Source organism: Kribbella sp. VKM Ac-2566 (assembly GCF_004366005.1).
Lineage (GTDB): Bacteria > Actinomycetota > Actinomycetes > Propionibacteriales > Kribbellaceae > Kribbella > Kribbella pratensis.
Window position 1 is genome coordinate 293,599 of the sequence record NZ_SODT01000011.1, and the last position, 24,535, is coordinate 318,133.

Consider the following 24,535-nt stretch of genomic DNA (forward strand, 5'->3'; position numbering starts at 1 on the left):
CGGGGGAGGGGCAATGCCGAGTGCCGATGACGTCCGGGACGGTCAGCGAGCGACGTGGGCAGGACTCTCCGCGGGCTGGGAGAAGTGGGACTCGGTCATCATGGATCAGCTCGGCCCGGTCGGCGCAGCGATGATCGAGCGACTCGACCTCGCTGAAGATCAGCGGCACCTCGACATCGCCTCAGGCACGGGCGAGCCGGGTCTGAGCATCGCGAGACTGGTGCCGAAGGGAAGCGTCGTACTCACCGATCTCGTACCGGAGATGCTGGACATCGCCGTACGGCGAGCCAGGGTGCAAGGCATCACCAACATCGAGACGAAGGTGTGCAGCGCCGACGATCTGCCGTTCGACGACGCCACGTTCGACAGCGTCTCTGTGCGTTTCGGGTACATGTTCTTCCCCGACGTGGCCAAGGCGACGGCCGAGTTCGTCCGCGCTCTCAAGCCGGGCGGACGCCTCTGCTCGTCGGTCTGGGTCAAGCCCGACGAGAACCCGTGGACGGCGATCGCCATGCAGGCCATCGCGACCGAGGCGGTGCCGGCGCCGGCCGACCCGGACGGACCGAACATGTTTCGGTGCGCAGCCCCTGGATATCTGACCGCCCGGTACGAGAGCGCGGGACTGCGCGACATTGCCGAGTGGGACGTCCACGTCGAACTCGTGACGGAGTCGCCCGAACAGTATTGGGAGATGATCAGCGAGCACGTCTCACTCGCAGTCGCGGCGCTTCAGCAGGTCGACGAATCGGCGCGGGAGCGGATTCGGGCACGCGCCGTTGCGAAGGTGAGCGCGTTCGAGAAGGACGGCACGGTTCGGGTTCCGGGCCTGGCGCGATGTGTTGTGGGAACGAAACGGGACTAGGACTCCAGCCGGTCGGCGGGTCTGCGTGGCCTAGGCTGATGCGGTGAAATTCGTGATGGTGCCGGGTGGCTGGCAAGGCGGATGGGTGTTCGACGCGGTGGCCGCCGAGCTCCGTCGCAACGGTCATCTCGTCGAGGCGGTGACCCTGTCAGGGCTGGAGTTGGACGGCCCAGCCGATGGAGACCGTCCACCGAACCTCGACACCCATATCGACCAGGTCGCCGAGATCATTGACCGAAGCAACGAAACACCCCTCGCGCTGTGTGGGCACAGCTACGGCGGGATGGTGATCGCCGGTGTCGCGGCTCGGCTCGGCGACCGCCTCGATCAGCTCGTCTTCATCGACGCTTACGTTCCGGACGACGGCGATTCGTGCTGGTCGCTGACCAGCGACAGCTTCCGTGAGATGTTCATAGCCGGCGCCCGCGCCGACGGCCGATGGGTCGCGGTCCCCGATGGACTCGGCCCTCGCGCGCGACCGCACCCACTGGCGAGCTTCGTCCAGTCGATCAGGCTGCAAGTCAATCCCAGCGACGCACCTCGCCGAACGTTCATCAGCGGTGGCGCGTGGCCGGGTAGTCCGTTCGTGGCCCTAACCGAAAGGCTACGCAACGACTCAGCCTGGCGGGTTCACGAGATTCCCGTTGGTCACAACATTGCCCGCCGTGACCCTCAGAGCCTCGCGGCTGTTCTTCACGCACTGCCACCGGCGGACCCACCCCGACCTCGGTGAAGCTAGCGGCCGTAGGTGGTGAGGAAGCGGTCTCGGAAGGTGTCCATCGGCCAGACCGGTGCGCCGGGGTCCGGCCGGAGGCCGTTCCGCCAGCCCCAGTCCGCTACCCGATCCGTCACGGCTGGGTCGGCGGCGATGATACTCACCGGCACGTCGTGGCTCGCCCCGTTGCCCGAGACGATGCTGGCCGGCTGATGGTCGCCGAGGACGACGAGCACCAGGTTGCGGTCGTGCAGCTGCTGTACGAACGAAGTGAGGGCGTCGAGTGAGTAGGCGATCGACTGCGCGTACGCGGCCTTCACACGGTCCGGCTGCCGCCATACGTCTTCCGGCGAGTCGCCTTCGGCCGGCATCGGGTCGAAGATCGAGCCATCACCGACGCGGTTCCAGTCGACGAGCCGGGGGAGCGGTGCCCAGGGCGTGTGGCTGGAAACCAGGTCGACCTCGGCCATGACGGGAGCGCGGTTCGGCTTGTCCAACTCCAGCCGCTGGAGGGCGGCCAGCGTGTACTGGTCAGGCATCGAGGCAAAGCTGAACGACGGCCCGGCGTACCCAACATTGCGGCGGTCGTAGACCATGTCGTAGTGGTAGTAGGTCTTCGCCACCGACCAGTCCTTGTCGTTGGACGGTACGTCGGCGACGGTCCGCCAGCCCGCGTGGCCGAAGGCATCGGTGAGAGTGAGCCGGTCGAGGGTGACCAGGTGGTCGTACCTCGCTTGGTTGTCCACCCACAGCCCGGACTGCAGGGTGGAGTGCGCCAGCCAGCTGATGCCGCCGAAGGTCGGAGAGGTGAGGAAGCCGCTGCGCGAGGAGAAGCCGGCCTGCTGCAGCCGCCGGTCTCCGGCCTCGAGAGCCGACGTGACGACTGGAGAGTCGAGCGCCGTACGTCCGTAGCTCTCGACGAAGACCAGGAGCACGTCCTTGCCCCTCAGGCCGGTCAGCAAGTCGTTGCCTGGGGTGTCGCGGAAGGGATCCTGCTCGAGCGCCCGTACGAACTCGCGCTGGTCGCGCAGGTCGTCACGGACCTGTGTGGCGAGCCGAGCCGCGGAGGATGAGGCGAGCTGTCGTACAGGCTTCGGCCCGATACCGGTCAGCGCAGGCACGATCGAGATCGCGGCAAGGACGGCTACGATCCGGATCGCCGGTCGCCGGTGTCTCGCCACGAGCCGGGTCACCCGGACTGCCGACAGCGGCAGCAGGGCGAGCAGGGCCAGGCAGAGGACTCCGGCTCCGATGAAGACTGCGAGGGCGCCGATGCGGCCGATCGAGTCGCCGAGCAGGTCCAGCGCGGAGCCCGCGTACGCCGCGTCGTACACCGGGTGGAAGGGGCGGTCGAAGGCGAAGTAGAAGCCTCTGTCGAGCAGCCGCATCATCATCAGCACCCCGGCGAGGAGACCGCCGATCAGTGCGAGGACCCGCGCCAGCCTCGATGGCAGCACGCAGACGAGGACGACGAACACCAGGCCCTCGAGCGGGATCCGGAGGAAGGCGGCCGGGGACAGGTCGCCGGTGTGGTCCGGCACGAGGAGCGCAGTCCAGACCAGGAGCACCGCCAGCGCCGACGTCACGGTGGCACGAGTGCCGGGCGGGCTTCCGGCCTGGCGCCACAGTCCCCAGGTATGACGGCCGAACGACTCGACCAGCAGCCCCAGCGCGATCAGCAGCACCACTGTGGTCACGGCCTCGGGCAGGATGCCGGCCACCGCGACGGTCAGGGTGATGCCCTGGATCGCGGCGACCACTTTGGCCCAGTAGCGAGGCGGAAGCGAACCGCGCAGCCACGGCAACGCCCAGCTGGCGGCCACGAACACATAGCGGGCCGCACCGATCGCGAGTACCCACCAGTCCCTCGTGTGAGCGGCGACGTACACGCTCAGGACCAGGACGAGGAACGAGTCGACTTCCATGTCGAAGCGCGCCCCGAACGCCGAAGCGGTGCCGGTACGCCGAGCGACCTTACCGTCGACCCCGTCGAGGATCAGCGCGACCGTCGAGATCGCGACGAGGATCGCCACCGGCGCGTGGCCGCCGAACGAGTCCGCCGTGAGCGCCGCGACCCCGCAGGCGAGGATCGCGCGAGCCAGTGTCACTCTGTCCGCGGGCCCCAGCCCGTCACGACGATGATGCGTCATCGCGCGAGCGACCAGCGTGGCAAGGCCGGCTCCGGAGGCGATGCCGGTCGCCCAGCCGGCGACGTCGAGGCCGGTGGCTGCTGCGAGGACACCGAGGAGCACGAGCAGACAAGCGAATCCGACGAGCGGGCCGGTCAGGATGCGGCTGCGCACTCGACAATGCCTCCTTATCTGCGGGTACGACAGTCATACGAGGACAGCGTCGCACCGGTTCATCCGGGCGGGAGAGGGCGAGTATCCGCCGTACTGTCGGAAGTCGCCGGATGAACCAGCGGTAGGTGGCAGCCGTGTTAGTGGTGCGAGGCCCCAACCAAGAGATCGGAACTGCCATCAGCCGAAGCATCTGGACCTGGGCGCGGGTCGCCGGCGGCGCCGCGATCCTCGCCGTTCTGGTGTGGCGGGTGGGCACGGGCCCATTGGTGGACGGGCTCCGACTGACGACCGGTTCGCCGCTCGCCGCCGCCCTCGCCATCACGGCGCTGACGACGTTGTGCTGTGCCTGGCGGTGGAGGCTCGTCGCAGGCGGGCTCGGCGTCGAGATGCCGCTGAGGACCGCGGTGGCTGCGTACTACCGGTCCCAGTTCCTCAACGCCACGCTGCCCGGCGGCGTGGTGGGCGACGTACACCGCGCCGTGCGCCACGGGCGCGAGGTCGGCGACCTGGGGCGGAGCCTGCGGGCCGTCGCGTGGGAGCGGGCGTCGGGATTTGCGGTACAGATCGTGCTGACGCTGGGCGTGCTGTTCCTGCTACCCCGGCCCGTTGGCTTCCGTGTTCCCTCGATCGCCGTGACGGTCGTGGTCGTCGCCTGTACGGCGCTGATCGCCGTACCTCTCTGCCTGAACCGACGCCGCCTCTCCACGCGGATCGGACGCGCCTTCACCAGCGACCTCCGCGACGCGGTCCTCGCGCCGCGGGCCTGGCCTGGCATCCTGCTTGCCTCCACCGTCGCCGTACTCGGCCACGCCGCCGTCTTCCTGATCGCAGTGCGAGCGACCGGAGCGGATGTGTCCCCGGCTCGACTGTTGCCTCTGGCACTGGTCGTGCTGACGGCCTCGGCGGTGCCGACGAACATCGCAGGTTGGGGCCCGCGCGAGGGCGCAGCCGCGTGGGCGTTCAGCTCGGTCGGCCTGGGCGCGACACTCGGCCTCACCGTCGCGGTGGTGTACGGCGTACTAGCGCTGTTCGCAACCCTGCCCGGAGCCGTCGTCCTCGTGGCCGCCCGCCGGCGGCGCGTGTGGCGAGGTGCGTGCTCCTAGGCCCAGGCTATTCGCCGTACAGCCAGGAAAGCGGCCCCACCAAACGGTGGAGGCCGCCTTCAGGAGAGCTTCAGGCCGGGAACGGTACGCCGGTGTTGCTGTGGCAGCGGTAGCCGTTGGGGTTCTTGTGGAGGTACTGCTGGTGGTAGCCCTCGGCGTAGTAGAACGTGGTGGCGGGGGCTATTTCGGTGGTGATGTCGTCGTAGCCGAGGGGCTTGATGACGGGGGCGTAGAGGTCGCGGGTGCGTTCGGCTTCGGCGCGCTGGGCGTCGGTGGTGTAGTAGATCGCCGAGCGGTACTGCGAACCGAGGTCGTTGCCCTGCCGCATGCCCTGGGTCGGGTCGTGGGTCTCCCAGAAAACCTTGAGCAGGTCCGTGAAGGTGGTCTTGGTCGGGTCGTAGACGACCCGGACGGCCTCCGCATGACCGGTGCGCCCGGTGCAGACTTCCTCGTACGACGGGTTGGGGCTGTAACCGCCCGCGTACCCGACGGCCGTGGTGTACACGCCCGGCTGCTGCCAGAAGATCTCCTCGGTGCCCCAGAAGCATCCGGTGCCGAACCAGACCTCCTCGAAGCCCTCGGGCGCGGCAGCGGTCTGCGGCGTGTGCAGGACGATGTTCTCGTCCGGTACGGCGAAGCCAGGGGTGGGCCGGCCGGGCAGCGCGGCCTCCGGCTCGACCATGGCGGTGTTGCGGGTGAAGAACGACATTCTCACGCCTCTCGCAGTGTGACTCTCATAGTCTCCCAACGCCCCCGCCCAGGTGAACCTTCCCCACACCCCTTACGGCGCGATGACGTGCGGACCGCCACGCCATCACAATCGCGCGATTCCGACGGCTCCCCGCTGGCGCGCGGCGGTCGGGGCCAATTGTGATGGCCTGGGCGTCCGCCTGCCGCGGAGACGCGGACCTGAGCCACTCATCAAAGGTCGTCCCGGGCTGATCGGAGCGAGCGGTTGAGCGCGAGCCGGCCCGTCCGCGGGAGGTTGGTGAGTGGCGCGCGTCCGCCCTACGCGATCATCACCCCAGTCCGCCGGGTCGGGGCGGCGCCGGTGGTCAGGGAGGCGTAGGACGCGGCTAGGCGGGTGATGCCGTCGCGGAGGGAGTCCTCGTCGAGGGTGAACGGGAGGCGGATGAAGGACTCGAGGCCGCCGTCGGGGGAGAAGCGGGACCCGGCGACCAGGAGCGCGCCGTTGCGCTGGGCGACACCAACGAGGCTGGAGCCGACCGGTTCGGGCAGCTCGCACCACAGCGACAACCCACCCGAAGGCAGCCGGAACCTCCACGACGGAAGCTCGGCGGACAACGCGGCGGCCAAAGCATCCCGCCGCTGTGCCAGCGACACCCGGCGCTCCGGCAGCAAGGTGGAGCGCCGCCGCAGCAGGTCCGCGACCACCAACTGCTCCAGCACCGGCGCGCCGAGGTCCATCGACGCCCGCGCGTCCAGCACGCGAGCGACCAGCGCCTCCGGCACGCGCATCCACCCGATCCGCAACCCGCCCCAGAACGACTTGCTCACCGACCCGACCGTGATCACCCCGTCCGGGTCGTACGACGCGAACGGCGGCGGCATCTCCTGCCCGTCCAGCGACAGCTCGAACAGCGTCTCGTCCACGATCGCCGTCGTCCGCGACCGCGCGAACGCCCGCGCCAGCCGCTGCCGATCCGCCGCGGACATCAGGAAACCGGTGGGATTCTGGAAGTCCACCACCATCCACGCCGCCCGCGGCGCAGTCTGCCGAATCGTTGCCTCCAGCAAAGGCAGGTCCCACCCGCCGGGCGACATCGGTACGGCGACCACGCGGCAACCGCTGCGCCGGATCGCATCCACAGAGTTCGGATGCGTCGGACTCTCGGTGAGGACGCGGTCGCCGATCTGCGTGATCGCCCGTACCGCGATCGACGTCGCGGCGAGCGCCCCGGCGGTGACGATGATCTGATCCGCCGACGTCGGCAACCCCCGTGCGCAGTACGCCGCCGCGATCTCGGAACGCAGTACCGGCAGGCCCTGCGGGTGGTACCCGGGAGTCGCGAGGTGCATCGGCAGCTCACCGGCCGCCGACGCGACCGCCGTACTGATCCCCGGGACCGCAGCCGGCGCCGCGCAGGTGAAGTCGTACAAACCCTCGGTGTCGATCCCGGGCGCGTGGTGCCGCCCGAGTTCCGGCTCGATCTTCGACGGCAGTGCCGTGACGCTTCCCGAACCACGCCGGCTCGTCAGATAGCCGCTGTCGCGCAACGAGCGATAAGCGGAGGCCACCGTCGTCCGGCTGACCCCCAGCGCCTCGGTCAGTTCGCGCTCGCTCGGCAGCCGCGACCCGGGCATGATCCGCCCGTCCGCGATCAGCAGCCGGAGCCGCTCGGCCAGGACCCGGTACGCCGGACCGGTCCCGTCGGCCCACTCGCCGAGCAGGCCGCTTAACGTGCTGGCGGGAAGGTAACGGGCTCGCATGCAGTCCACTATCGCGCAACTGGCTATCGAATGCCAGGCCACTTACGCCGCACACTGGATCTCGTGACCGCCACCTCCGATGCCCCGCCGCGTCAGCTCGCGCCCCTCAACCCGATCCAGCAGCTGAAGGCAGGCCACCTCCCGCGCCGCCTGGTGCAGCTGTACGTGGGCCTGACCCTGTACGGCGCCTCGATGGGCCTGATGATCCAGGGCAACCTCGGCCTCGACCCGTGGGACGTGTTCCACTCCGGCATCACCAAGCATCTCCCGCTCAGCTTCGGGACCGTGGTGATCGCGATGAGCTTCGTCGTACTGCTCGCCTGGATCCCGCTGCGCCAGTGGCCCGGCCTGGGCACGATCAGCAATGCGATCGTGATCGGCCTGGTCACCGACCTGACCCTGGCCACGGTCGACCGCCCGGACGCGCTCTGGCTGCGGATCGCCTTCATGCTGTCCGGCGTCGTCCTCAACGCGCTGGCCGGCGCCCTCTACATCGGCGCCCAGTTCGGCCCCGGTCCCCGCGACGGCCTGATGACCGGCCTGGTACGCCGTACCGGTCTGAGCGTCCGCCTCGTCCGTACGTCGCTCGAGCTGACCGTCCTCGCCACCGGCTTCCTGCTCGGCGGCTCGATCGGCGTCGGCACCGTCGTCTACGCCCTCTCGATCGGCCCCCTCGTCCACGTCCTCCTACCGATCTTCACCGTGCGTCTCAAGCGTCAGTAGACGAGTCCCGGACCAGGTGGTCCGGGACCCGTCATTCTCGCAGGACCCCTCAGCCTGCGGGTCTTGTCAGCCGACCGGTTCGAGTTCGCGCTCCTCGGGGGCAGGCGAGCCGACCTTCATCCGGCGCGGCCACCAGGCGCGGCGGCCGAGCAGGGCGATCACGCTCGGCACCAGGAAGCTCGACATCACGAACGCCGAGATCACGATGCCGGCCGCGACCGAGAACCCCATCTCGGTGAGCAGCGCCATACCGGCCAGCATCAGTGACGAGAACGTGCCGGCCAGGATCAGTCCGGCCGCTGCCACCGACGGGCCACCGTGCTCGATCGCGCGGTCGGCCGCGGTCCGTGGATCCGTCCCGCGTTCGGCCTCCTCACGCAACCGGGCGATCATCAGGATGTTGTAGTCGGTGCCGATGGCAACGACGAACAGGTACAGCATGATCGGCAGCGAGAACGTCACGCCCGCATGACCGGCGGCGCCCTGGAACACGAACACGGTCGCGCCGATCGAGCTGAAGAAGCTCAGCACCACCGCGAGCATCAGCACCAGCGGCGCGATCAGCGACCGCAGCAGCAGCGCGAGGATGATCGCGATCAGCCCGCCGGCGACCGGGAAGATCACCGAGAGGTCCCGGCTGTTGGCGTCCCGGATGTCGGTGTAGCTGGCGGTCACGCCGCCGAGCAGCGTGGTCGTCCCGGCCGGCGCCTCGGCGTGCGCGGTCTCCCGGAGCTCCCCGTCGACCAGATCCAGCGACGCGTTCGCGTACGGCGCATCCTTGAGTACGACGTTGAGCTGGGCAACGGTCTTGTCCTTGCTCAGCAACGCCATGCTGCCGTCCGCGCCGGCCGGAAGCACTCCGCCGACACCGTCGACTTTTGCCAGCTTCCCGGCGTACGCCGTGAGCTCGGCCGGATCCAGCGGCGTACCGTCGGTGCTCTTGACGTAGACCGTGGTCGGGTTCAGCGCGCCGGCCGGGAAGCCCGCCTGCAGGTCCTTGATCGCGCGGGACGACTCGGTGCCGTCCGGCAGTTGGCTGAACGCGTCGTAGTCGACCTTCATCCCGAGCGAGCCGAGCGCGAGCACGACCATCACGCCGCCTGAGATCGCGGCGACCACCGCCGGGCGCCGCGCGGTGAACGTGCCGAACCGCTTGAACATCGCGCCCTTCGGCGTCTTCTGCCACGACTTCGACGGCCAGAACACCTTCGGCCCGAGCAGCGAGACGACCGCCGGGACCAGGGTGATCGCGGCGAACGCCATCACCGCGACCGCGATCGCGAGCCCCGGGCCGAGGCTCTTGAACCCGCCGAACACCGCGAGCAGCAGGGCGCTGAACGCGACGACGATCGCGCCCGCCGCCGACACGATCACCTCGGCGACCCGGGCGACCGCGTTCACCAGCGCTTCCTTCGGCGCCTCGCCGGCGCGCAGGCGCTCGCGGAACCGGAACAGCAGGAACAGGATGTAGTCGGTGCCGACGCCGTACAGCACAACCGTCAGGATCGTCTGCAGGTCCTGCGTGACCTGCAGATCGGTCGCCTTCGCGACCAGCGCGATCAGGCCGGGCGCGATCGCCGACACCAGACCGACCGTCAGGATCGGCAGGAACGCGGCGACCGGGCTGCGGTAGATCACCAGCAGCAGGCCGATGATCAGCACGACGGTCGCGATCCCGACCACGATGAAGGCGTTGTTGAACGCGTCCTGGTTGTCGAGCATCAGCGCCGCGTCGCCGGTCACGCCGTACTCGAGATCGGCGCCGGTCAGCGTGGAGCCGGTCACGTCACGGATCTTCTGTACGGCGTCCAGCACGGCCTGCTCGTCCGGCGCGCCCTTGAGGCCGACGCTGATGATCTGGACCTGTTTGTTCGGCGAGACCGCCTGCGGGCCGGTGATCGCGGCGGTGACCCGGTCGATCTTCGCCGCGGTGATCTTGGCCGCCACCTCGGTGACCTTGGCCTGGTCGGCCGCGGTCAGCTCGCCGCCCGCGTTCCGCTTGACGACGATGCTGGCGGTCGCATCGTTGGTCTGCCCGAAGGCGTCGGCGGCCAGCTTCTGCGCCTGCACCGACTCGTACTTGTCAGGCAGCAGTGCCGCCTGATCCTTGGTGGTGACGTCCGCGAGCGTCGGCGCGAACGCGATCACGGCCACCGCCGCGACCACCCAGGCGGCGATCACCTTCCACGGGTTGTGAACGACGAAGCGTCCGAGTTTGGTGAACACCCCGAGACCCCTCTCTGCGGGTTGTCTTTACCTGCCGGTCGGTAGGTAGCCTACCTGCCGACCGGTAGGCGGGTGAAGGTGAGAGGGTGGTGACGTGCAGCACGCGACGAGTTCCCGGGACACCAAGGCGGAGATCCATCGCGCCGCGGTCGAGCTGTTCTCGACCCAGGGGTACGACAAGACCAGCCTGCGCGAGATCGCCGAGCAGGTCGGCATCACCAAGGCGTCCCTGTACTACCACTACTCGTCGAAGCAGCAGCTGCTGCGCGCGATCGTCGGCACCTTCCTGGACGACATCTTCCAGGTACTGCGGCTCCCGGAGACGCTGCCGTGGTCGCCGGAGACGGAGCGCGAGGTCCTCGGTGCGTACGTCGACGTGATCATCGCGCACCGGGCGACCGGGCCGACGCTTCTCCGCGACATCGCCGCCGTACTCGCGGCCTTCGGGGACGACCTCGACGAGCTGATCGCGCAGAGCCGCCGTTTCCAGCTGTGGCTGGCCGGCCCCGACCCGACGGCCGCCGACCGGCTGCGTGCCGCGGCCGCGGTCGAGGCGGTCGGGGCCGCGATGTCCACCGAGCTCGATCTCCAGGCCGGCGATGCGGAGATCCGCGCGGTGCTGCTGGACGCTGCCACCGCGGTTCTTGCTCGCCGCGGCACCCCGGTCGTCGAGTGACCGGTTACCGGTTCACGGCGCCGCTGTGGCTTTACCCGGGCGAAGGCAGTTGGTACTTCGTCACGGTGCCGGAGGACATCAGCGACGAGATCACCGATCTGACCGAAGGACGGCGGAAGGGCTTCGGGTCGGTGCGGGTCTCGGTCACGGTCGGCGGCAGCACGTGGCAGACCTCGGTCTTCCCGACCAAGAACGGGACCTACATGCTCCCGGTCAAGAAAGCGATCCGGACTGCCGAAGACCTCCTCGAGGGCAGCCCCGTCGAGACACAGCTGGAGCTCGTCGACTTCTAGCCCCGGTACGACGTTCGCCGCCGCGGGGAGCGACGGCGTACGTGTAGTTGGAGGTCAGCGACCGTCTCTCTTGGTCGGGGGCTTCTGGGTATTCCCGGTCGCGGGCTTCTGGGGTGCCTGGCCGCCACGTTGCTGCCGCTTGGTGGCGTCATTGTCGCTGCCGGCCTTGACGGCCTCTTCGGTCTTCTGAGACGACACGCTGTTGAGCGGCGTGCTGCCGTTGAACGCGATGTCCCGCGCGAACTTGGAATCTAGCTCCGCCGACGTTTTCTCCCCAGCAGCCGGCCCCCGCTGCGGCTGCACGTCGAACCGAGGTTGCTGCGGGCCGGCACCCGCTTGCTGGGTGTTGGTGCCGGGTTGTTGTGGGTTGGTGCTGGGCTGCTGGGGGTTGGTGCCGGATTGCTGGGGGTCGACAGTTGTCGCTGGGGTCGCTGCGGGATCTTGGGTGGTGGCTGCCGGTGCGTCCAGTTCGCCGGTGGACTGCCGGCCCGCCAGTGCCTCGGCATCCCTGACGGACTGACCCTGGGTTGCGGCCGAGTCAGCCCAGCCCCCGGCGGGCGCCTGCACCCCCGCACCCTCGACCTCCGGGCCCACCTCGGCCCCACCCACAGCCCGAGGCTCACCGACCTCGGCTTCACCCGCCGTACGAGGCTCGCCGACCTCGCCGACTTCGGCTTCACCCGTGGCACGAGGCTCACCCGCTTCACCGACCTCGGCTTCACCATCGGCGCGGGGTTCGCCGGTCTGGGCTTCGCCGCGCTCGGCTTCGCCTTCGGTGCGGCGTTCGTCTGGTTGCTGGTCGCCTGCCACCAGCTGGTTGTCGCCTTCTCGTTGCTGAGCGGGCTCCTGAGCCGGGTCCGCGGCGTTCTCCTGCTGCAGCTGCTGAACGCGGGCCTCGAGCAACTGTCGCATCTCACCCTGGAGGCGGTTGTTCTCCTCCATCAGCGTGAGCGTCTGCTGCTGCGCCTCCAGGATCGCCTGCTGCAGCGTCGCAATCCGCTGGTTCAACTGCTCGGACTGCTGCGGCGACGGCGCCTGCAGAACCGCGTCCCGAGACTGAATACCTTGCCCCTGCCCCTGCCGCCCAGCGCCGTTCTGCTGCTGCCCCGGCACCCCCTGGAACCGGCCCTCCGGCCGGAACAGATGATCCATCCGGCTCGACGCCAGCGCCGCGAGGTCCGCGCTGTTGACGTGCGACCGGCCGATCTCCCACCGAACCCGCGGATCCGTGCGTTTCACGTCCCGCGCCGCCTGCGTCAACGCGGCCTTGAGCGCCTTCGTCCCTTGCCGCTGGTTTCTGTTCCACCGCGAGAACGGGTTCTTCCGGGCGATCCAGCCCCTGCTCGGCGCCGGCCCGGACTCCGCCAGCCGACCCTGCACCTCCTGGCCCAGGTTCCGCGAGACGCCCGCGTACCGGTCCGGGCGGAACTGGGCGTCGACGTGCCGACTCGCGATCTGCTGCAGGTCGGAGCGGGTCATGTTCGAGCGGCCGATGGCCTCGCGGACGGCAGGATCCATCCGCTTCACGTCGCGGGCTGCCTGCGCGTACGCCGCCTTCAGCGTCTTCGTGCCACGATGGGTCGTGCTCCAGCGGGAGACACGCTGACGAACGCCCCGCGGATTCTCCGGGTAGGAATCGCTCACGGCGGGGTCTCCTAGTCGATGTACACGGCGTAGTTGACCCCGACAGACGTCGTCAGCGGGTCCTTGCTGGGCTTCGTGCTGTACAGGTGGATCTGGGCGCCCGGACGTAGCCAGACGGCCAGGTGCCGGCGGCCGGTCCCGGCGCCGGGCTCCCACTCGTCGGCGAACGTCGGACTGCTCTCGTCACCGACGTAGTCAGGCTGTCCCCAGTGCCTGGTCGCGAGCGCGAGGTGGTCCGGCCAGTGCTCGTCGAGCCCGGACTCCGCGGCGGCGATGTCGTCCGGACCGATCTCGTACGCCGACCAGCCGCTGTCCGGGCAGTCCGGGAACGCCAGGCCGTCGAACACGATCATCGTAGTCCCGCGGCGCGTGGTGAACCCCCACGAGACCATGTCGGCGCCGATCACCTCGCCGGCCTGCAGCGGCCACGGCTGCCAGGAGGTCTGGCCCATCACCCGGTGCACCAGGGCTCGCACCACCTCCGGCCCGGCCTCGTCGCCGTCCGGTCCCGCGATCACGGTCCAGTCCGGAATCTCGGCGAGATCCGCCATCGCCAGGTCGTCCTGGTCGAGCGGCCTGTCCTGCGTCTTCATCCGGCGCCGTCGTCCTTCCTTGCCCGGTTCCATGACCGCAACCCTCTAGATGACCCTCTGTGCGCAACCGTAGGCGGCCCAACGGGTCATTCGCCAGCCAGTACGACGCGCCTGTGGACAACCAGGATCCGCCGGATCATCTCAGTAGCGGACGTCCTGCGGGACCCGAGCAGACCAGGCCGTACGCTGGTCCGGTGAACACGGAACACCACTACGGCTTCGAAACGCTCGCGATCCACGCCGGGAACGAGCCCGACCCGACGACCGGCTCGGTCGTGCCGCCGATCTACGCGACCAGCACCTACAAGCAGGACGGCGTCGGCGGGCTGCGCAACGGGTACGAGTACTCCCGCTCGGCGAACCCGACCCGGACGGCGCTCGAGGAGTGTCTGGCCGCGATCGAGACCGGCACCCGCGGCTTCGCCTTCGCCAGCGGTCTCGCCGCCGAGGACACCCTGATCCGCTCGCTGTGCGTGCCGGGTGATCACGTGGTCTTCCCTGACGACGCGTACGGCGGCACATTCCGCCTGTTCGCCCGCGTTCTCGGCACCTGGGGTGTGGAGATGACGCCGGCCGCGGTCACGCACCCGGACGCGATCCGGGCCGCGATCCAGCCCGGGAAGACGAAGGTCGTCTGGTTGGAGACCCCGACCAACCCGCTGCTGAACGTCGCGGACATCGCGATCGTGGCCCAGATCGCCCACGACGCCGGCGCCCTGCTGGTGGTCGACAACACGTTCGCCTCGCCGTACCTGCAGCAGCCGCTGGAGCTCGGCGCGGACGTGGTCGTGCACTCGACGACGAAGTACATGGGCGGGCACTCCGACGTGGTCGGCGGCGCGCTGATCGTGCGGGACGCCGAGCTGGCGGAGAAGATCGCCTTCCACCAGAACGCGATCGGCGCCGTCGCCGGGCCGTTCGACTCGTGGCTGGTGCTGCGTGGCATCAAGACGCTCGGCGTCCGGATGGACCGGCACAGCGACAATGCCGAGAAGGTCGTCGAGTTCCTGCAGCGGCACCGGTCCGTCAGCCAGGTGCTGTACCCGGGCGTCGACGGGCACCCGGGTCACGAGACCGCCGCCAAGCAGATGAAGCGGTTCGGCGGGATCGTCAGCTTCCGCGTCACAGGTGGCGAGGCGCAGGCACTGGACATCTGCAACAAGGCAGAGGTCTTCACTCTCGGTGAGTCACTCGGCGGCGTCGAGTCCCTGATCGAGCACCCCGGCAAGATGACCCACGCCTCGGTCGCCGGCACCCCACTCGAGGTGCCGGCGGACCTGATCCGCTTGAGCGTCGGCATCGAGACCATCGACGACCTCCTGCTCGACCTCGATCGCGCCCTCGCCTGACCCACCCCCCACCCCGCGCATTTGCCTGGCCGGCCAGGCAAATTGCTGGGTCGGCCAGCGAACTCGGGGGTTTGTGACCCACAACCAGGGTGACGAACCCCCAACTTGCTGGGTCGACCCACCAAATGCGCACTGACCGGTGGGCGGGAACGGGCCGGCGCGGGCGGAGACGGGCCGGCGGGCGGGAACGGGCCGGCGCGGGCGGAGACGGGCCGGCGCGGGCGGGAACGGGTTGTGGAGGACGGGCGGGGGATATGGCGGTGGACGATGGGGCGAGTGGGGCGAGTGGGGTGAGTGTTGGTGAGCCTGGTGGTTGCCGTTGACTTCGGGTCGACCTTCACGAAGGCGGTTGCGGTGGATTCCGGTTCGGGCGAGCTCGTGGCCCGGGCCGAGCACCGTACGACGATCGACACCGACGTCATGGACGGGTGGCAGGCCTGTCGCGTCGTACTCGAAGCGGCCGACCGGGGCGTGCGGAACGCCGAGGTGCTCGCCTGTTCGAGTGCGGGCGGCGGCCTGCGGATCGGTGTCGTGGGCAACGAAGAGCTCGTGACCGCGGAGGCGGGGAAGCGGGTGGCGTTGTCGAGCGGCGGGCGCGTCGTGGCGGTCGTCAGCGGTGGGCTGAGCGCGACGAGCCAGAAGGAGCTGCGCAAGGATCGCCCGGACGTCGTGCTGCTGCTCGGCGGTACCGACGGCGGGAACTCCGCCGTACTGCTCAAGGCCGCGGAGACGCTGGCGAAGTACAAGTGGCGGAAACCGGTCGTTGTCGCAGGCAACATCGATGCGCAGACGGAAATCACGGAAACACTGACCGCGGCGGATGTACCGCATGTGCTGGCGGAAAACGTCGTACCGGAGATCGGCGTGTTCGCGCCGGACAGTGCCCGGGCCGCGATCCGCGAGATGTTCTTGGAGCATGTGATCGGCGGGAAGAACCTGTCACGGGACCCGTCCTTCGCACGGATGGTCCGCGCCGCGACGCCGGACGTCGTACTGCGCGGTGTCGAGGTACTCGCCGCGCTGCGCGGTGACGTGGCGGTCGTGGACATCGGCGGCGCCACCACCGACGTGCACTCGGTGATCGAGCTCGACCCCGAGGACGCGAACCTCGGCCGCGAGGTGGTCGCGCCGCATCCCGTGACCCGGACCGTCGAAGGCGATCTCGGGATGCGCTGGAGCGCCGTACCTGTTGTGGCGGCCGGCGCCGAGGCGGGGCTGATCGCGGATGTCGACGAGGTGCGTGCGGCGGCCGAACGCCGGCGAGCGGACCCGTCGTACCTTCCGGACAGTGGACGTGAGGCGTCGTACGACGAGACGTTGGCGACCGTTGCCGCGACGGTCGCGCTCCGGCGGCATGCGGGGCGGCAGCGGATCGTGTTCGGGCCCGGTGGGCGGGTGATCGAGCGTTCCGGGAAGGATCTGCGCGAGGTCGATCTGCTGGTCGGGTCCGGGGGAGTGCTGCGGCACAACCCGCCGGACGTCGCGGCGCGGATCCTCGGTTCGATCGGGACCAACGCGCAGGAGGAGGGCTGGCTCGTCCCGCAGCGCGCTGAGGTGTGTGTCGACGCGGACTACGTGCTCGCCGCGGTCGGGCTGCTCGCCGACGACGCCCCGAAGGCTGCCGAAGGCCTGGCCGCCCATATTCATGGAACGAGCCGCGGCGGGCACTAGTCTCATCAGCACATCAGCTTGCGGAGGTGGGATGAGCGAGTCGGGGCGGGACGAGACCGGAGAGCACGATGAGCAGAGCCCGGTTGCGGACAACGACGTGCTTGAGTCGTCCAGCGCGCCGGTAGCCGAGGCGGCGGCCGAACCCGCGGTCGCGGAGCCCGCGGCAGGCGGCGCGCCTAGGAAGGTGGACCACGGCGTGACGCCGGCGATGGAGATCGCCAGTGCGTGGGCCTGGCGGTTCCTGGTGATCGTCGCGGCCATCGCCGTCATCGGCTACGGGATGCGGTACCTGTCCGAGGTCGTCGTACCGGTCACCGTCGGCGTACTCCTCACCGCCCTCCTGATCCCCATCACCACCGGCCTGCAGAAGCTCCGCCTGCCGCGTGGTCCCGCAGCCGGCGTCACCGTGCTCGCGACGCTCGTGGTGATCGCGGGTCTGCTGACACTGGTCGGGACACAGATCGCCGGTCAGTTCGAGGACCTGTCCAACCAGGTCGGCGAAGGTGTGCAGAAGCTGCGCGACATGGCCCGGATCAACTTCGGCCTCACCGACGCGGACATCACCAACCTCTACAAGCAGCTCCGGGAGCTGGTCACGGCCGGCGGCGCGCTCGGTCAGCAGGCGGCAGCGGTCGGTACGACGGCGACGCATGTGGTGGCCGGGCTGTTCATCTCGCTGTTCTGCCTGTTCTTCTTCCTGTACCAGGGCGAGCAGATCTGGTCGTGGCTGGTCCGGCTGTTCCCGCGCCGGGCCCGCGACAAGGCCGACTCGTCGGGCCGGAAGGCGTGGGTCTCGCTGACGGCGTTCGTCCGCGCCACCGTGATCGTCGCCGCGGTCGATGCCGTCGGCATCTCGCTCGGCGCCGCGATCCTCGGTCTGCCGCTGGTGAGCGCGATCGGGATCCTGGTGTTCGTCGGCTCGTTCATCCCGGTCGTCGGCGCGCTGATCAGCGGCGCCGTCGCGGTCCTCGTCGCGTTGGTTGCCAAGGGCCCCCTCGTCGCGATCATCATGCTCGCCGTCGTGATCGGCGTACAGCAGCTGGAGGCGCACGTCCTGCAGCCGTTCCTGCTCGGCCGCGCGGTCAGCGTCCACCCGCTGGCGATCATCCTCTCGATCGCCACCGGCGTGGTGATCGCGGGCATCGTCGGCGCCCTGGTCGCGGTCCCCACCGCCGCCGTCCTGAACGCCATCGTGAACCACCTGGCCGGTCACGACGTAGACCCCGAACCCCCAAGACCCCTCCCCAGACCCCTCCCCAGACGCCGCCCCCAACAGCCAACGCCGACCGAGGACGCCCCCACACCGGCAACAACTACCGACTAGCTACCCCGCTCGCCTTTCGTCCGTTCCTGGCTCAACGACTTTCCCGTCCGGCCGGCCGCGCCTTGCGTCAGACCGGCAGGCCCGGAGCCGGCCCGAGACTGCCCAGCTTCGGTGAGCCGCATCGCCTGGTCCATGTCCGGGTTCGCCGCGCGGGTCCGGAGCTGCTGAGCCTGACCGCCGGCCAGTGCGAACCCGTCTTCGCGGGTCGCGGCGAGCCCGATCCGGGCTACCTGAGCGTGTTCGGCGTCCATCACTGCCAGATTCCGCCGGCGCCGATCTCGGCCAACTGCGGAAACGCCGTGTGCCAGCGGCGGACGCAGTACCGCGGCAGGTGCAGTTGGGGCCAGAGTTCGATCAGCAGGTCCTTGTTCACCAGGCTGGTGAGCTGGTCGATCGTCGAGGCCTCGCTGAGCACGGTTTTGTACAGGGACAGCCGGTCGTCGGCGTTGCCGAGATCGAAGACCCGCTGCGCGCCCCAGACGATCGAGACGGGCAGTTCCACCATCCCGCTGCGCGGCCCGGTCAGCTGGTCCAGCGACTCCGGGACGACGTAGGGAATCCGGGAGGCATAGGAGTCCCCGGGCTGGGTGTAGCGCGGCTCGTTCATTCGTCCATATTCCCTGACGACCGGTCCAGCCGGTCGGCCCAGTGGTGTGCCGTGTCCCGGATGTGGGCGATCTGTTCGGGCGTCGCGCCGTACTGCAGAAAGCCCGAATTCGGCAGCCGGGCGCCGGCGCGCAGTTGGCCGGCGAACATCTCCCGGTCCAGCGGGGTGACCTCACGCTGGTCCGCCAGCGCGAGCAACGCGTCGGCGTCGTACCGGCCGCTGTCCAGTACCGCCTGTACGTCGATGAGGTCGCGCGGCTCGAGCCGTGAGTAGAGGGCGCCGACCTTGCTCCCGATCGCATCCTCCTCGGAGAGCACCGGCCCGACCTCGGTCGTAGCCGGGGGCAACTGCCGGTGGTCCGTCCCCAGGTCTGCCTTCGCGGAAACTCCGTCGACGTCGCTCACCACGATCCGGGCGAAGCTGGCGACCTGCCTGGTCACGTCGGTGCGGAGGCCGGCGGATCGGTAGGCGGTGAGCAACTGGTCGACGGACTCAGTGAAGTTGGTGGTGTCGAGGTCGTTGGTGAACAGGTCGATGTCGTCGGACTCGCGGTTCCCGAAGCCGTGGGCCTGGAGTGCGTAGCCGCCGGCCAGCACGAAGCCCCGCGGGGCAAGGGCCTGTAGACCGAGGGTGGCCATTCTGGTCTGCAGCGGGTTCATGGGGTCAGTCTGCCGGGTTGCGAACACAAGACGCCGCCGAGCCAGGCTCGGCGGCGTCCTCAGGTGATCGGGGTCAGCGCTTGAGGCCGCCCTTGTCGTTGTTCTTGGTGAGGTTGAGTGCCGGCTTCTCCTGGGCACCCTGCTCACCGGCCTGCTGGCCGGTCGCACCCTGAGACTGGACGGGCTGGCCCAACGGCGCGACGCCGGTCAGGCCGGCCCGCATCGCGGTCTGAGTTTCCAGCCTGGTCTGGGACGCCTTGGCGAGGTTCTGGATGGCCTCGTTCTCCGCTGCCGTGACCGGGCCGTTGCCACTGTTCAGGTTCTCGCTCACCTGCTGGATCATCTCCAGCCGGCTCTTGTCGGGCATGATCTGCTTCATGTCCGCCTGCAAGGACGGGTTGTTTCGGCCGGCGTTGTAGTTGGCGAGCGCGCTCTCGGCCTTGAGCATCGTCCCGTTGAACTTGCCCTCGAACCATCGGCCGGCTCGGTTCATCGCGTCCCGTCCGGCAGCGGCGGCGTTCCTGACACCGCCGACGACCGCGTCACGCGCGTCACGCCCACCCTGCACCACGGTGTCCCGTGCGCCCCGGGCACCCTGGACAACCGAGTCGCGCATCTCGCCGACGCGGTCGGCGCCGCTCTGCCAGGCCTGGTCGAGCCGGACCTGCCCGCGCTGGGCCGCGTCCACAACCCGGTCCCGGCCGGTCTCGTATGCACCGACGGCCTGCTGGCCGAGCTCGGTCGCCCGGTCGCCGACGTTGCGTGCGCCCTGCACCACCGCGTCGCGGGTGTCCCGGGCGCCCTGTACGACGGTGTCCCGCGCGTCGCGCGCACCCTGCACCACGGTGTCACGCGCATCCCGCGCACCCTGCACCACCGTGTCCCGGGCGTCGCGCGCACCCTGAACTGCGACGTCGCGATAGTCCCGCGCCTGCGAGGCCAGCGAGGTGGCCATCTCGCTGATCCGGCCGCGCGTGTTGTCGTACGCCAGGTGCACTCGTGCGACCGCGCCTCGGATCGCGTTGTTCACACGGTCCCGCAACGGGTCGGTGTTCGCCGCCCGCATCAGGTTCGTCTGCTGGCGGTCGTCGAGGTTCACGAAGGCCATTGCGGTCTCGCGCTGCTGCGGCGTCATCCCGACGAATGCCTGGAGGTTCTGCTGCTGTTCCGGCGACAGGTTGCTCAGCCAGTCCATGGACTGGCCCCAGCTGCCCTGCTCCCAACCGGGGCGGCCTTCTGATGGTGTCGTCATCGTGTCTCCTAGTCGATGTAGACCGCGTAGTTGACACCGACCGCTGCGGTCAGTGGGTCCCGGCTCGGCTTGGTACTGAACAGCCGGAGATGTGCGCCGTTGAGCATCCAGGTGGCCAGGTGACGCTTGTCCGCGCCCGCTCCCGGCCCCCATTCGTCGAGGAAGTTCGGGTTGCTGTCGTCACTGACGTAGTCCGGCTCACCGAAGTACTTGCGGGCCAGTGCCACATGGCCCGGCCAGTGGGCGTCGAGCCCGGCCGCGGCCTCCGCCACGTCGTTCGGCCCTAGGTCGTACGCGCACCATCCGCTGTTCGGGGCATCGGCGAACGCCAAGCCCGGGAACACGATGATCGTGCTGTTGCGCTTGGTCGTGAAGCCCCACGATGCGACCGCCCGGTCGATCTGCTCGCCCGGCGCGAGCGGCCACGGCTTCCAGTCGGTCGCGGCGGTGACGCGCTGCACGATCGCCCGGACGACGTCCGGCCCGCTGGCGTCGTTGTTGGGGCCCGCGATGGCACGCCAGTCGCTGATCTCGGCGAAGTCGGCGAATGCCGCCTCGTCCTCGTCGAGTGGCCTGTCCATGGTTTTCATTCCGGGCTTGTTCCTTCCGTCAGTGCTCAAGCCGTCGTCGGCCACCGTAGGGCGCGACGAGGTCAGTCTGCCGACCTGCTGATTCGGGTGTTCTGGTCTAGCGTTCCGGCGTGTTCTTGCCGGTGCCGGTGCCGCGCTCGAACCGGCTGGACTCGTTCCGTACGCCGGAGGTGTCCGCGGCGCGCGCCTGCCCCGGGGCGACCGGAGGGAGCGTCGCGGCCTGGACGCTCTTCGTCAGGTCGGAAGACAGGCCGGCCGGCCCGTTCCCGACCATCGCCGTGACTTGACGGGAGGTCTGCGTCAGCGCCTCCTGCGACACGCTGCTCTGCGCTCCGGCGGGCGGCGGCGTGTCGCCGTTCACCATCTGGTCGCGGAGCGTGAGCCGGGCGGCCCGGCGCCCGTCGAGTGCTGTCATGAGCCCTCCTCGTTGAGGTACACCACGTAGTTGATTCCGACCGATACCGACAGTGGTTTCGCTGTTGGTTTGTTGCTGTACAGGTGGATCTCGGCGCCCGGAGGCGTCCAGACCGCCAGGTGGCGGCGGTCGGTGCCGGCGCCGGGGGCCCAGTCGTCCTCGAAACCGGTCTTGCTCTCGATTCCGACGTACGACGGCTGTCCCCAGTGCCGGCAGGCGAGGTCGAATTTCGCGGGCCAGTGCTCGTCGAGGCCGGCGGCCGCGGCGTCCACGTCGTCCGGCTCGATCGCGAACGCGACCCAGCCGCTGAACGGGCTGTGCGGCAGCACCTGGTCGTCGTACACCGCGAGCTCGGTGTTGCGGCGGGTCAGGAAGCCCCAGCCGTCGAGCTGGTCGTCGATCACCGTACGGCGGTTGATCGGCCACGGCTTCCAGTTCGTCCCCGACTTCACGCGACGGATCAGGCGGCGGACCGGGAGCGGCCCGGTCTCGCCCGCCTGCGGGCTGGCAAGGCGCCGCCAGTCGCGGACCTCGGCGATGTCGGCCATCGCGCGGTCGTCGTCGTCCAGCGGCCGGTCAAGTGTCTTCATCCGTGCGGCAGTCCCTGTCGTTGCGGTACGTGTCGAAACTAAGTCCCCGGTGGGGTCAGGCGGACGTCCTGCTCGTGGACGGCACAAAAGAACAGCCGCCCTGGGAAGCTTCCCAGGGCGGCTGTCGGGTAGGTCAACCGTCGTTCGGTCTCAGTTCGGTGACGCGACTCAGTGCATCGCTGCTGCGGCGGAGGACTCCACCGAGGCCTCGCCCTCGGCCTTCGGGCCGTCGTTGCGGCCGGCCAGCCGCTGCTCCGGCGTGATGATCGCGAGGATCAGCGCGATCGCCAGGAACGGCAGCGAGACCAGGAACACGTCGCCCATCGCGTCGACCAGACCGTGCAGCGCCCAGCCCTTCATCGGCTCCTTCAGCCCGTGCAGGGCCTGGACGGAGTTGGCTGCCTTCGCCAGTCCGTCGACCATGCCCTGCGTGGCGTTCGGGACGATGTCGGTCAGGTGGTCCTTCAGCCGGGTGGTCAGTACGGCGCCGTAGACCGCCGTACCGATCGCGCCACCCATGGAGCGGAAGAAGGTCATCGACGAGGTCGCGGTACCCATGTGCTGCCGGGGCACGCTGTTCTGCGCCGCGGTGACGGTGATCTGCATCGACAGGCCCAGGCCGGCGCCCATCACGAACATGTAGATCGCCAGCTGCCAGTACGGCGTGTTCATGCTCAGCGTGGACAGCAGCACCATCGCGGCGCCGACCATGACCGCGGAGATGATCGGGTAGATCTTGTACCGGCCGGTCTTGCTCATCAGCTGACCGCTCGGGATGGACGCGGAGAAGATACCGACGATCATCGGCAGCAGTGCCAGGCCGGAGCGGGTCGGGGACATGTCCTTGACCGCCTGCAGGTACAGCGGCAGGAAGATCAGCGCACCGAACATCGCGAAGCCGAGCAGGAACGCGAACCCGGCGTACCCGGAGAAGATCCGGCCCTTGAACAGGTCCATCGGGATGATCGGCTCGGCCACCCGCAGCTCGATCAGCACGAACGCGACGGCCAGTACGACGGCCGCGACCAGCAGACCGATCGTGGTGGCGGTGCCCCAGCCGTTGGTCGGGCCGCTCCAGGAGACGGCCAGCAGCAGCGAGGTGACGGCGGCGGCGACCGTGGAAGCGCCGAGGTAGTCGATCTTGTGCGAGCGCTTCACGTGCGGCAGCTTCAGGACCGCGCCGACGATGCCCAGGGCAACCAGGCCGATCGGCAGGTTGATCCAGAAGATCCAGCGCCAGCCGGGACCGTCGGTGAGCAGACCGCCGAGCAGCGGGCCGGCCACCGAGGACAGGCCGAAGACGGCACCGAAGTACCCCATGTACTTACCGCGCTCGCGCGGCGGGATCACGTCGCCGATGGTGGCGAACGCGAGCGACATCAGACCGCCGGCACCCAGGCCCTGGACGGCCCGGAAGCCGATCAGCATCTCGATGTTCTGCGACAGCGCGGCCAGCACCGAACCGGCCAGGAAGGTGACGATCGCCGCGATGAACAGCGGCCGCCGGCCGTAGAGGTCGGAGACCTTGCCCCACAGCGGCGTGGAGGCGGTCGACGTCAGCAGGTACGCCGTGACCACCCAGGACAGCTTGTCCAGGCTGTTGAAGTCACTGACGATCCGCGGCAGCGCCGTACCCACGATGCTCTGGTCCAGGGCGGCGAGGAACATCCCGGCCATCAGTCCACCGAGGACGACCAGGATCTGCTTGTGGGACAGGTAGTTGGGACCACCGTCGGTCGGTGCAGCCCCGCCGGCGGTGGCGGGTTCTGTGGTGCTCATCTGGTGCTCTCCAGGTTGTCGTCGTTGTTCTCGCGGGCGGCAGGGTCGCTGCCGGTCGCGGAGTCTGGTTCGGTACGGCGCTGTGCCGCGGCGGACTGCAGTCGCGGGGCGACCGCGGCCCAGCCCTTGTCGGCCCAGGCAGAGCTGCTGGGGGCCTCGGTGCGGGCGGCGACGCCGTCCGCGAAGCGGGTCATCAGCCGCTCGAAGGTCTGCACGTCCTCCTCGGACCAGCCCTCCATGGCCGCGCTGAGCAGCTCCATCCGGTGCCGGGCACTGGCCTCCCACTGCTCGATGCCCTGCTCGGTGAGCTCGACGCGGAACGCGCGTCCGTCATCCGGGTCGGGGGAGCGGCGGATCAGTCCGAGCTGCTCCAGGGAGCGCACATGGCGGCTCGCGGTGGAGGCGTCGAGCTCCAGCTTGCCGGCCAGGTCGGACAGCCGCAGGGCGCCGTTGCACCGCAGCGCGAACAGCACGACGTGCGCGCTGTGGTCGAGTTGGTCGCCGGGCTGCTTGGCCTTCAGGCGGCGCCCGATCCGGGTGAACGCGTGCATGACGCCCTCGATGGGGGTCTGTGGGGTGTACGCGTCGTTTACTTGCATGCTGCAAGCATATACATGCTTGCGTGATACACGCAAATGAGTTTCCAAGATCTTCAAGTGCGCCGCCACTCATTTGCTCTCAGTCGCCGGATGGTCACTGTCCGCAGTGGA

24 protein-coding genes are annotated in these 24,535 nt (G+C 69.3%); 9 read left to right on the plus strand and 15 right to left on the minus strand.

The window, feature by feature from the left end:
• Nucleotides 1–13: 13 nt before the first annotated feature.
• Both EV647_RS24125 and EV647_RS24130 read left to right on the plus strand, forming a co-directional pair.
• Nucleotides 14–862, plus strand: coding sequence for a class I SAM-dependent methyltransferase (locus tag EV647_RS24125; protein WP_134006559.1), 849 nt, complete (start codon nt 14–16; stop codon nt 860–862).
• A gap of 43 nt (nt 863–905) precedes the next feature.
• Entirely contained in the window at nt 906–1,595 is a 690-nt protein-coding gene (locus EV647_RS24130) for an alpha/beta fold hydrolase (RefSeq protein ID WP_202876303.1), read from the plus strand.
• A gap of 2 nt (nt 1,596–1,597) precedes the next feature.
• Here the strand turns inward: EV647_RS24130 and EV647_RS24135 are convergent, their stop codons facing one another.
• Nucleotides 1,598–3,880, minus strand: coding sequence for a CDP-alcohol phosphatidyltransferase family protein (locus EV647_RS24135; protein ID WP_238177366.1), 2,283 nt, complete (start codon nt 3,878–3,880; stop codon nt 1,598–1,600).
• 134 nt (nt 3,881–4,014) lie between these two features.
• Here EV647_RS24135 and EV647_RS24140 point away from each other — a divergent pair, with 134 nt between their 5' ends.
• A complete protein-coding gene (locus tag EV647_RS24140; protein ID WP_202876304.1) occupies nt 4,015–4,983 on the plus strand; it encodes a lysylphosphatidylglycerol synthase transmembrane domain-containing protein in 969 nt (322 codons plus the stop codon).
• 70 nt (nt 4,984–5,053) lie between these two features.
• On the opposite strand, the gene msrA is transcribed toward EV647_RS24140, so the two are convergent.
• Together msrA and EV647_RS24150 are read right to left on the minus strand one after the other, a co-directional pair.
• Complete coding sequence (gene msrA, locus EV647_RS24145; protein WP_134006561.1) at nt 5,054–5,692, minus strand: peptide-methionine (S)-S-oxide reductase MsrA; 639 nt, start codon at nt 5,690–5,692, stop codon at nt 5,054–5,056.
• Nucleotides 5,693–5,991: 299 nt separating this feature from the next.
• Nucleotides 5,992–7,434 carry a PLP-dependent aminotransferase family protein gene (locus EV647_RS24150; protein WP_134006563.1) on the minus strand — a complete coding sequence of 481 codons (1,443 nt, stop codon included), beginning with the start codon at nt 7,432–7,434 and terminating at the stop codon, nt 5,992–5,994.
• 63 nt (nt 7,435–7,497) lie between these two features.
• Between EV647_RS24150 and EV647_RS24155 the strand changes: the two genes are divergently transcribed.
• The gene (locus EV647_RS24155) at nt 7,498–8,157 is read left to right on the plus strand and encodes a YitT family protein (protein WP_134006565.1); all 660 of its coding nucleotides are present in this window, start codon (nt 7,498–7,500) and stop codon (nt 8,155–8,157) included.
• Between the two features lie 66 nt (nt 8,158–8,223).
• Here the strand turns inward: EV647_RS24155 and EV647_RS24160 are convergent, their stop codons facing one another.
• A complete protein-coding gene (locus EV647_RS24160; protein ID WP_134006567.1) occupies nt 8,224–10,383 on the minus strand; it encodes an MMPL family transporter in 2,160 nt (719 codons plus the stop codon).
• Between the two features lie 94 nt (nt 10,384–10,477).
• Here EV647_RS24160 and EV647_RS24165 point away from each other — a divergent pair, with 94 nt between their 5' ends.
• The gene (locus EV647_RS24165; protein WP_134006569.1) at nt 10,478–11,059 is read left to right on the plus strand and encodes a TetR/AcrR family transcriptional regulator; all 582 of its coding nucleotides are present in this window, start codon (nt 10,478–10,480) and stop codon (nt 11,057–11,059) included.
• Nucleotides 11,056–11,352, plus strand: coding sequence for a DUF1905 domain-containing protein (locus tag EV647_RS24170; RefSeq protein WP_134006571.1), 297 nt, complete (start codon nt 11,056–11,058; stop codon nt 11,350–11,352). The genes EV647_RS24165 and EV647_RS24170 overlap by 4 nt, the downstream gene beginning before the upstream one ends.
• A gap of 54 nt (nt 11,353–11,406) precedes the next feature.
• Here the strand turns inward: EV647_RS24170 and EV647_RS24175 are convergent, their stop codons facing one another.
• Both EV647_RS24175 and EV647_RS24180 read right to left on the minus strand, forming a co-directional pair.
• Nucleotides 11,407–12,996: a hypothetical protein gene (locus tag EV647_RS24175; RefSeq protein ID WP_134006573.1), complete on the minus strand. Its 1,590-nt coding sequence runs from the start codon at nt 12,994–12,996 to the stop codon at nt 11,407–11,409.
• An 11-nt stretch (nt 12,997–13,007) separates the two neighbouring features.
• Nucleotides 13,008–13,622: a hypothetical protein gene (locus EV647_RS24180; RefSeq protein WP_238175577.1), complete on the minus strand. Its 615-nt coding sequence runs from the start codon at nt 13,620–13,622 to the stop codon at nt 13,008–13,010.
• A 161-nt stretch (nt 13,623–13,783) separates the two neighbouring features.
• Here EV647_RS24180 and EV647_RS24185 point away from each other — a divergent pair, with 161 nt between their 5' ends.
• The 3 genes from EV647_RS24185 to EV647_RS24195 all read left to right on the plus strand — a co-directional run bounded on the left by EV647_RS24185 (nt 13,784) and on the right by EV647_RS24195 (nt 17,933).
• On the plus strand, nt 13,784–14,938 hold the full coding sequence (locus tag EV647_RS24185; protein ID WP_134006575.1) for a cystathionine gamma-synthase: 1,155 nt from the start codon (nt 13,784–13,786) through the stop codon (nt 14,936–14,938).
• Nucleotides 14,939–15,238: 300 nt separating this feature from the next.
• Nucleotides 15,239–16,609 carry a glutamate mutase L gene (locus EV647_RS24190; RefSeq protein WP_134006577.1) on the plus strand — a complete coding sequence of 457 codons (1,371 nt, stop codon included), beginning with the start codon at nt 15,239–15,241 and terminating at the stop codon, nt 16,607–16,609.
• A 31-nt stretch (nt 16,610–16,640) separates the two neighbouring features.
• Nucleotides 16,641–17,933, plus strand: coding sequence for an AI-2E family transporter (locus tag EV647_RS24195; RefSeq protein ID WP_134006579.1), 1,293 nt, complete (start codon nt 16,641–16,643; stop codon nt 17,931–17,933).
• On the opposite strand, the gene EV647_RS24200 is transcribed toward EV647_RS24195, so the two are convergent.
• From EV647_RS24200 to EV647_RS24240, 9 genes are all read right to left on the minus strand, one after another.
• Nucleotides 17,930–18,184, minus strand: coding sequence for a hypothetical protein (locus EV647_RS24200; RefSeq protein ID WP_134006581.1), 255 nt, complete (start codon nt 18,182–18,184; stop codon nt 17,930–17,932). The two genes, EV647_RS24195 and EV647_RS24200, sit on opposite strands and share 4 nt — an antisense overlap.
• Complete coding sequence (locus EV647_RS24205; RefSeq protein ID WP_134006583.1) at nt 18,184–18,540, minus strand: hypothetical protein; 357 nt, start codon at nt 18,538–18,540, stop codon at nt 18,184–18,186. Before EV647_RS24205 ends, EV647_RS24200 begins: the two co-directional genes overlap by 1 nt.
• Nucleotides 18,537–19,199 carry a nucleotidyl transferase AbiEii/AbiGii toxin family protein gene (locus EV647_RS24210; protein ID WP_134006585.1) on the minus strand — a complete coding sequence of 221 codons (663 nt, stop codon included), beginning with the start codon at nt 19,197–19,199 and terminating at the stop codon, nt 18,537–18,539. Before EV647_RS24210 ends, EV647_RS24205 begins: the two co-directional genes overlap by 4 nt.
• 73 nt (nt 19,200–19,272) lie before the next feature.
• Complete coding sequence (locus EV647_RS24215) at nt 19,273–20,451, minus strand: hypothetical protein (RefSeq protein ID WP_134006587.1); 1,179 nt, start codon at nt 20,449–20,451, stop codon at nt 19,273–19,275.
• Nucleotides 20,452–20,459: 8 nt separating this feature from the next.
• On the minus strand, nt 20,460–21,032 hold the full coding sequence (locus EV647_RS42155; protein WP_238177367.1) for a hypothetical protein: 573 nt from the start codon (nt 21,030–21,032) through the stop codon (nt 20,460–20,462).
• A gap of 106 nt (nt 21,033–21,138) precedes the next feature.
• Nucleotides 21,139–21,456, minus strand: coding sequence for a hypothetical protein (locus EV647_RS24225; RefSeq protein ID WP_134006589.1), 318 nt, complete (start codon nt 21,454–21,456; stop codon nt 21,139–21,141).
• Entirely contained in the window at nt 21,453–22,046 is a 594-nt protein-coding gene (locus EV647_RS24230; RefSeq protein ID WP_134006591.1) for a hypothetical protein, read from the minus strand. The genes EV647_RS24225 and EV647_RS24230 overlap by 4 nt, the downstream gene beginning before the upstream one ends.
• Before the next feature lie 168 nt (nt 22,047–22,214).
• Nucleotides 22,215–23,825: an MDR family MFS transporter gene (locus EV647_RS24235; protein ID WP_134006593.1), complete on the minus strand. Its 1,611-nt coding sequence runs from the start codon at nt 23,823–23,825 to the stop codon at nt 22,215–22,217.
• Nucleotides 23,822–24,424: a MarR family winged helix-turn-helix transcriptional regulator gene (locus EV647_RS24240; RefSeq protein ID WP_134006595.1), complete on the minus strand. Its 603-nt coding sequence runs from the start codon at nt 24,422–24,424 to the stop codon at nt 23,822–23,824. Before EV647_RS24240 ends, EV647_RS24235 begins: the two co-directional genes overlap by 4 nt.
• Nucleotides 24,425–24,535 lie beyond the last annotated feature (111 nt).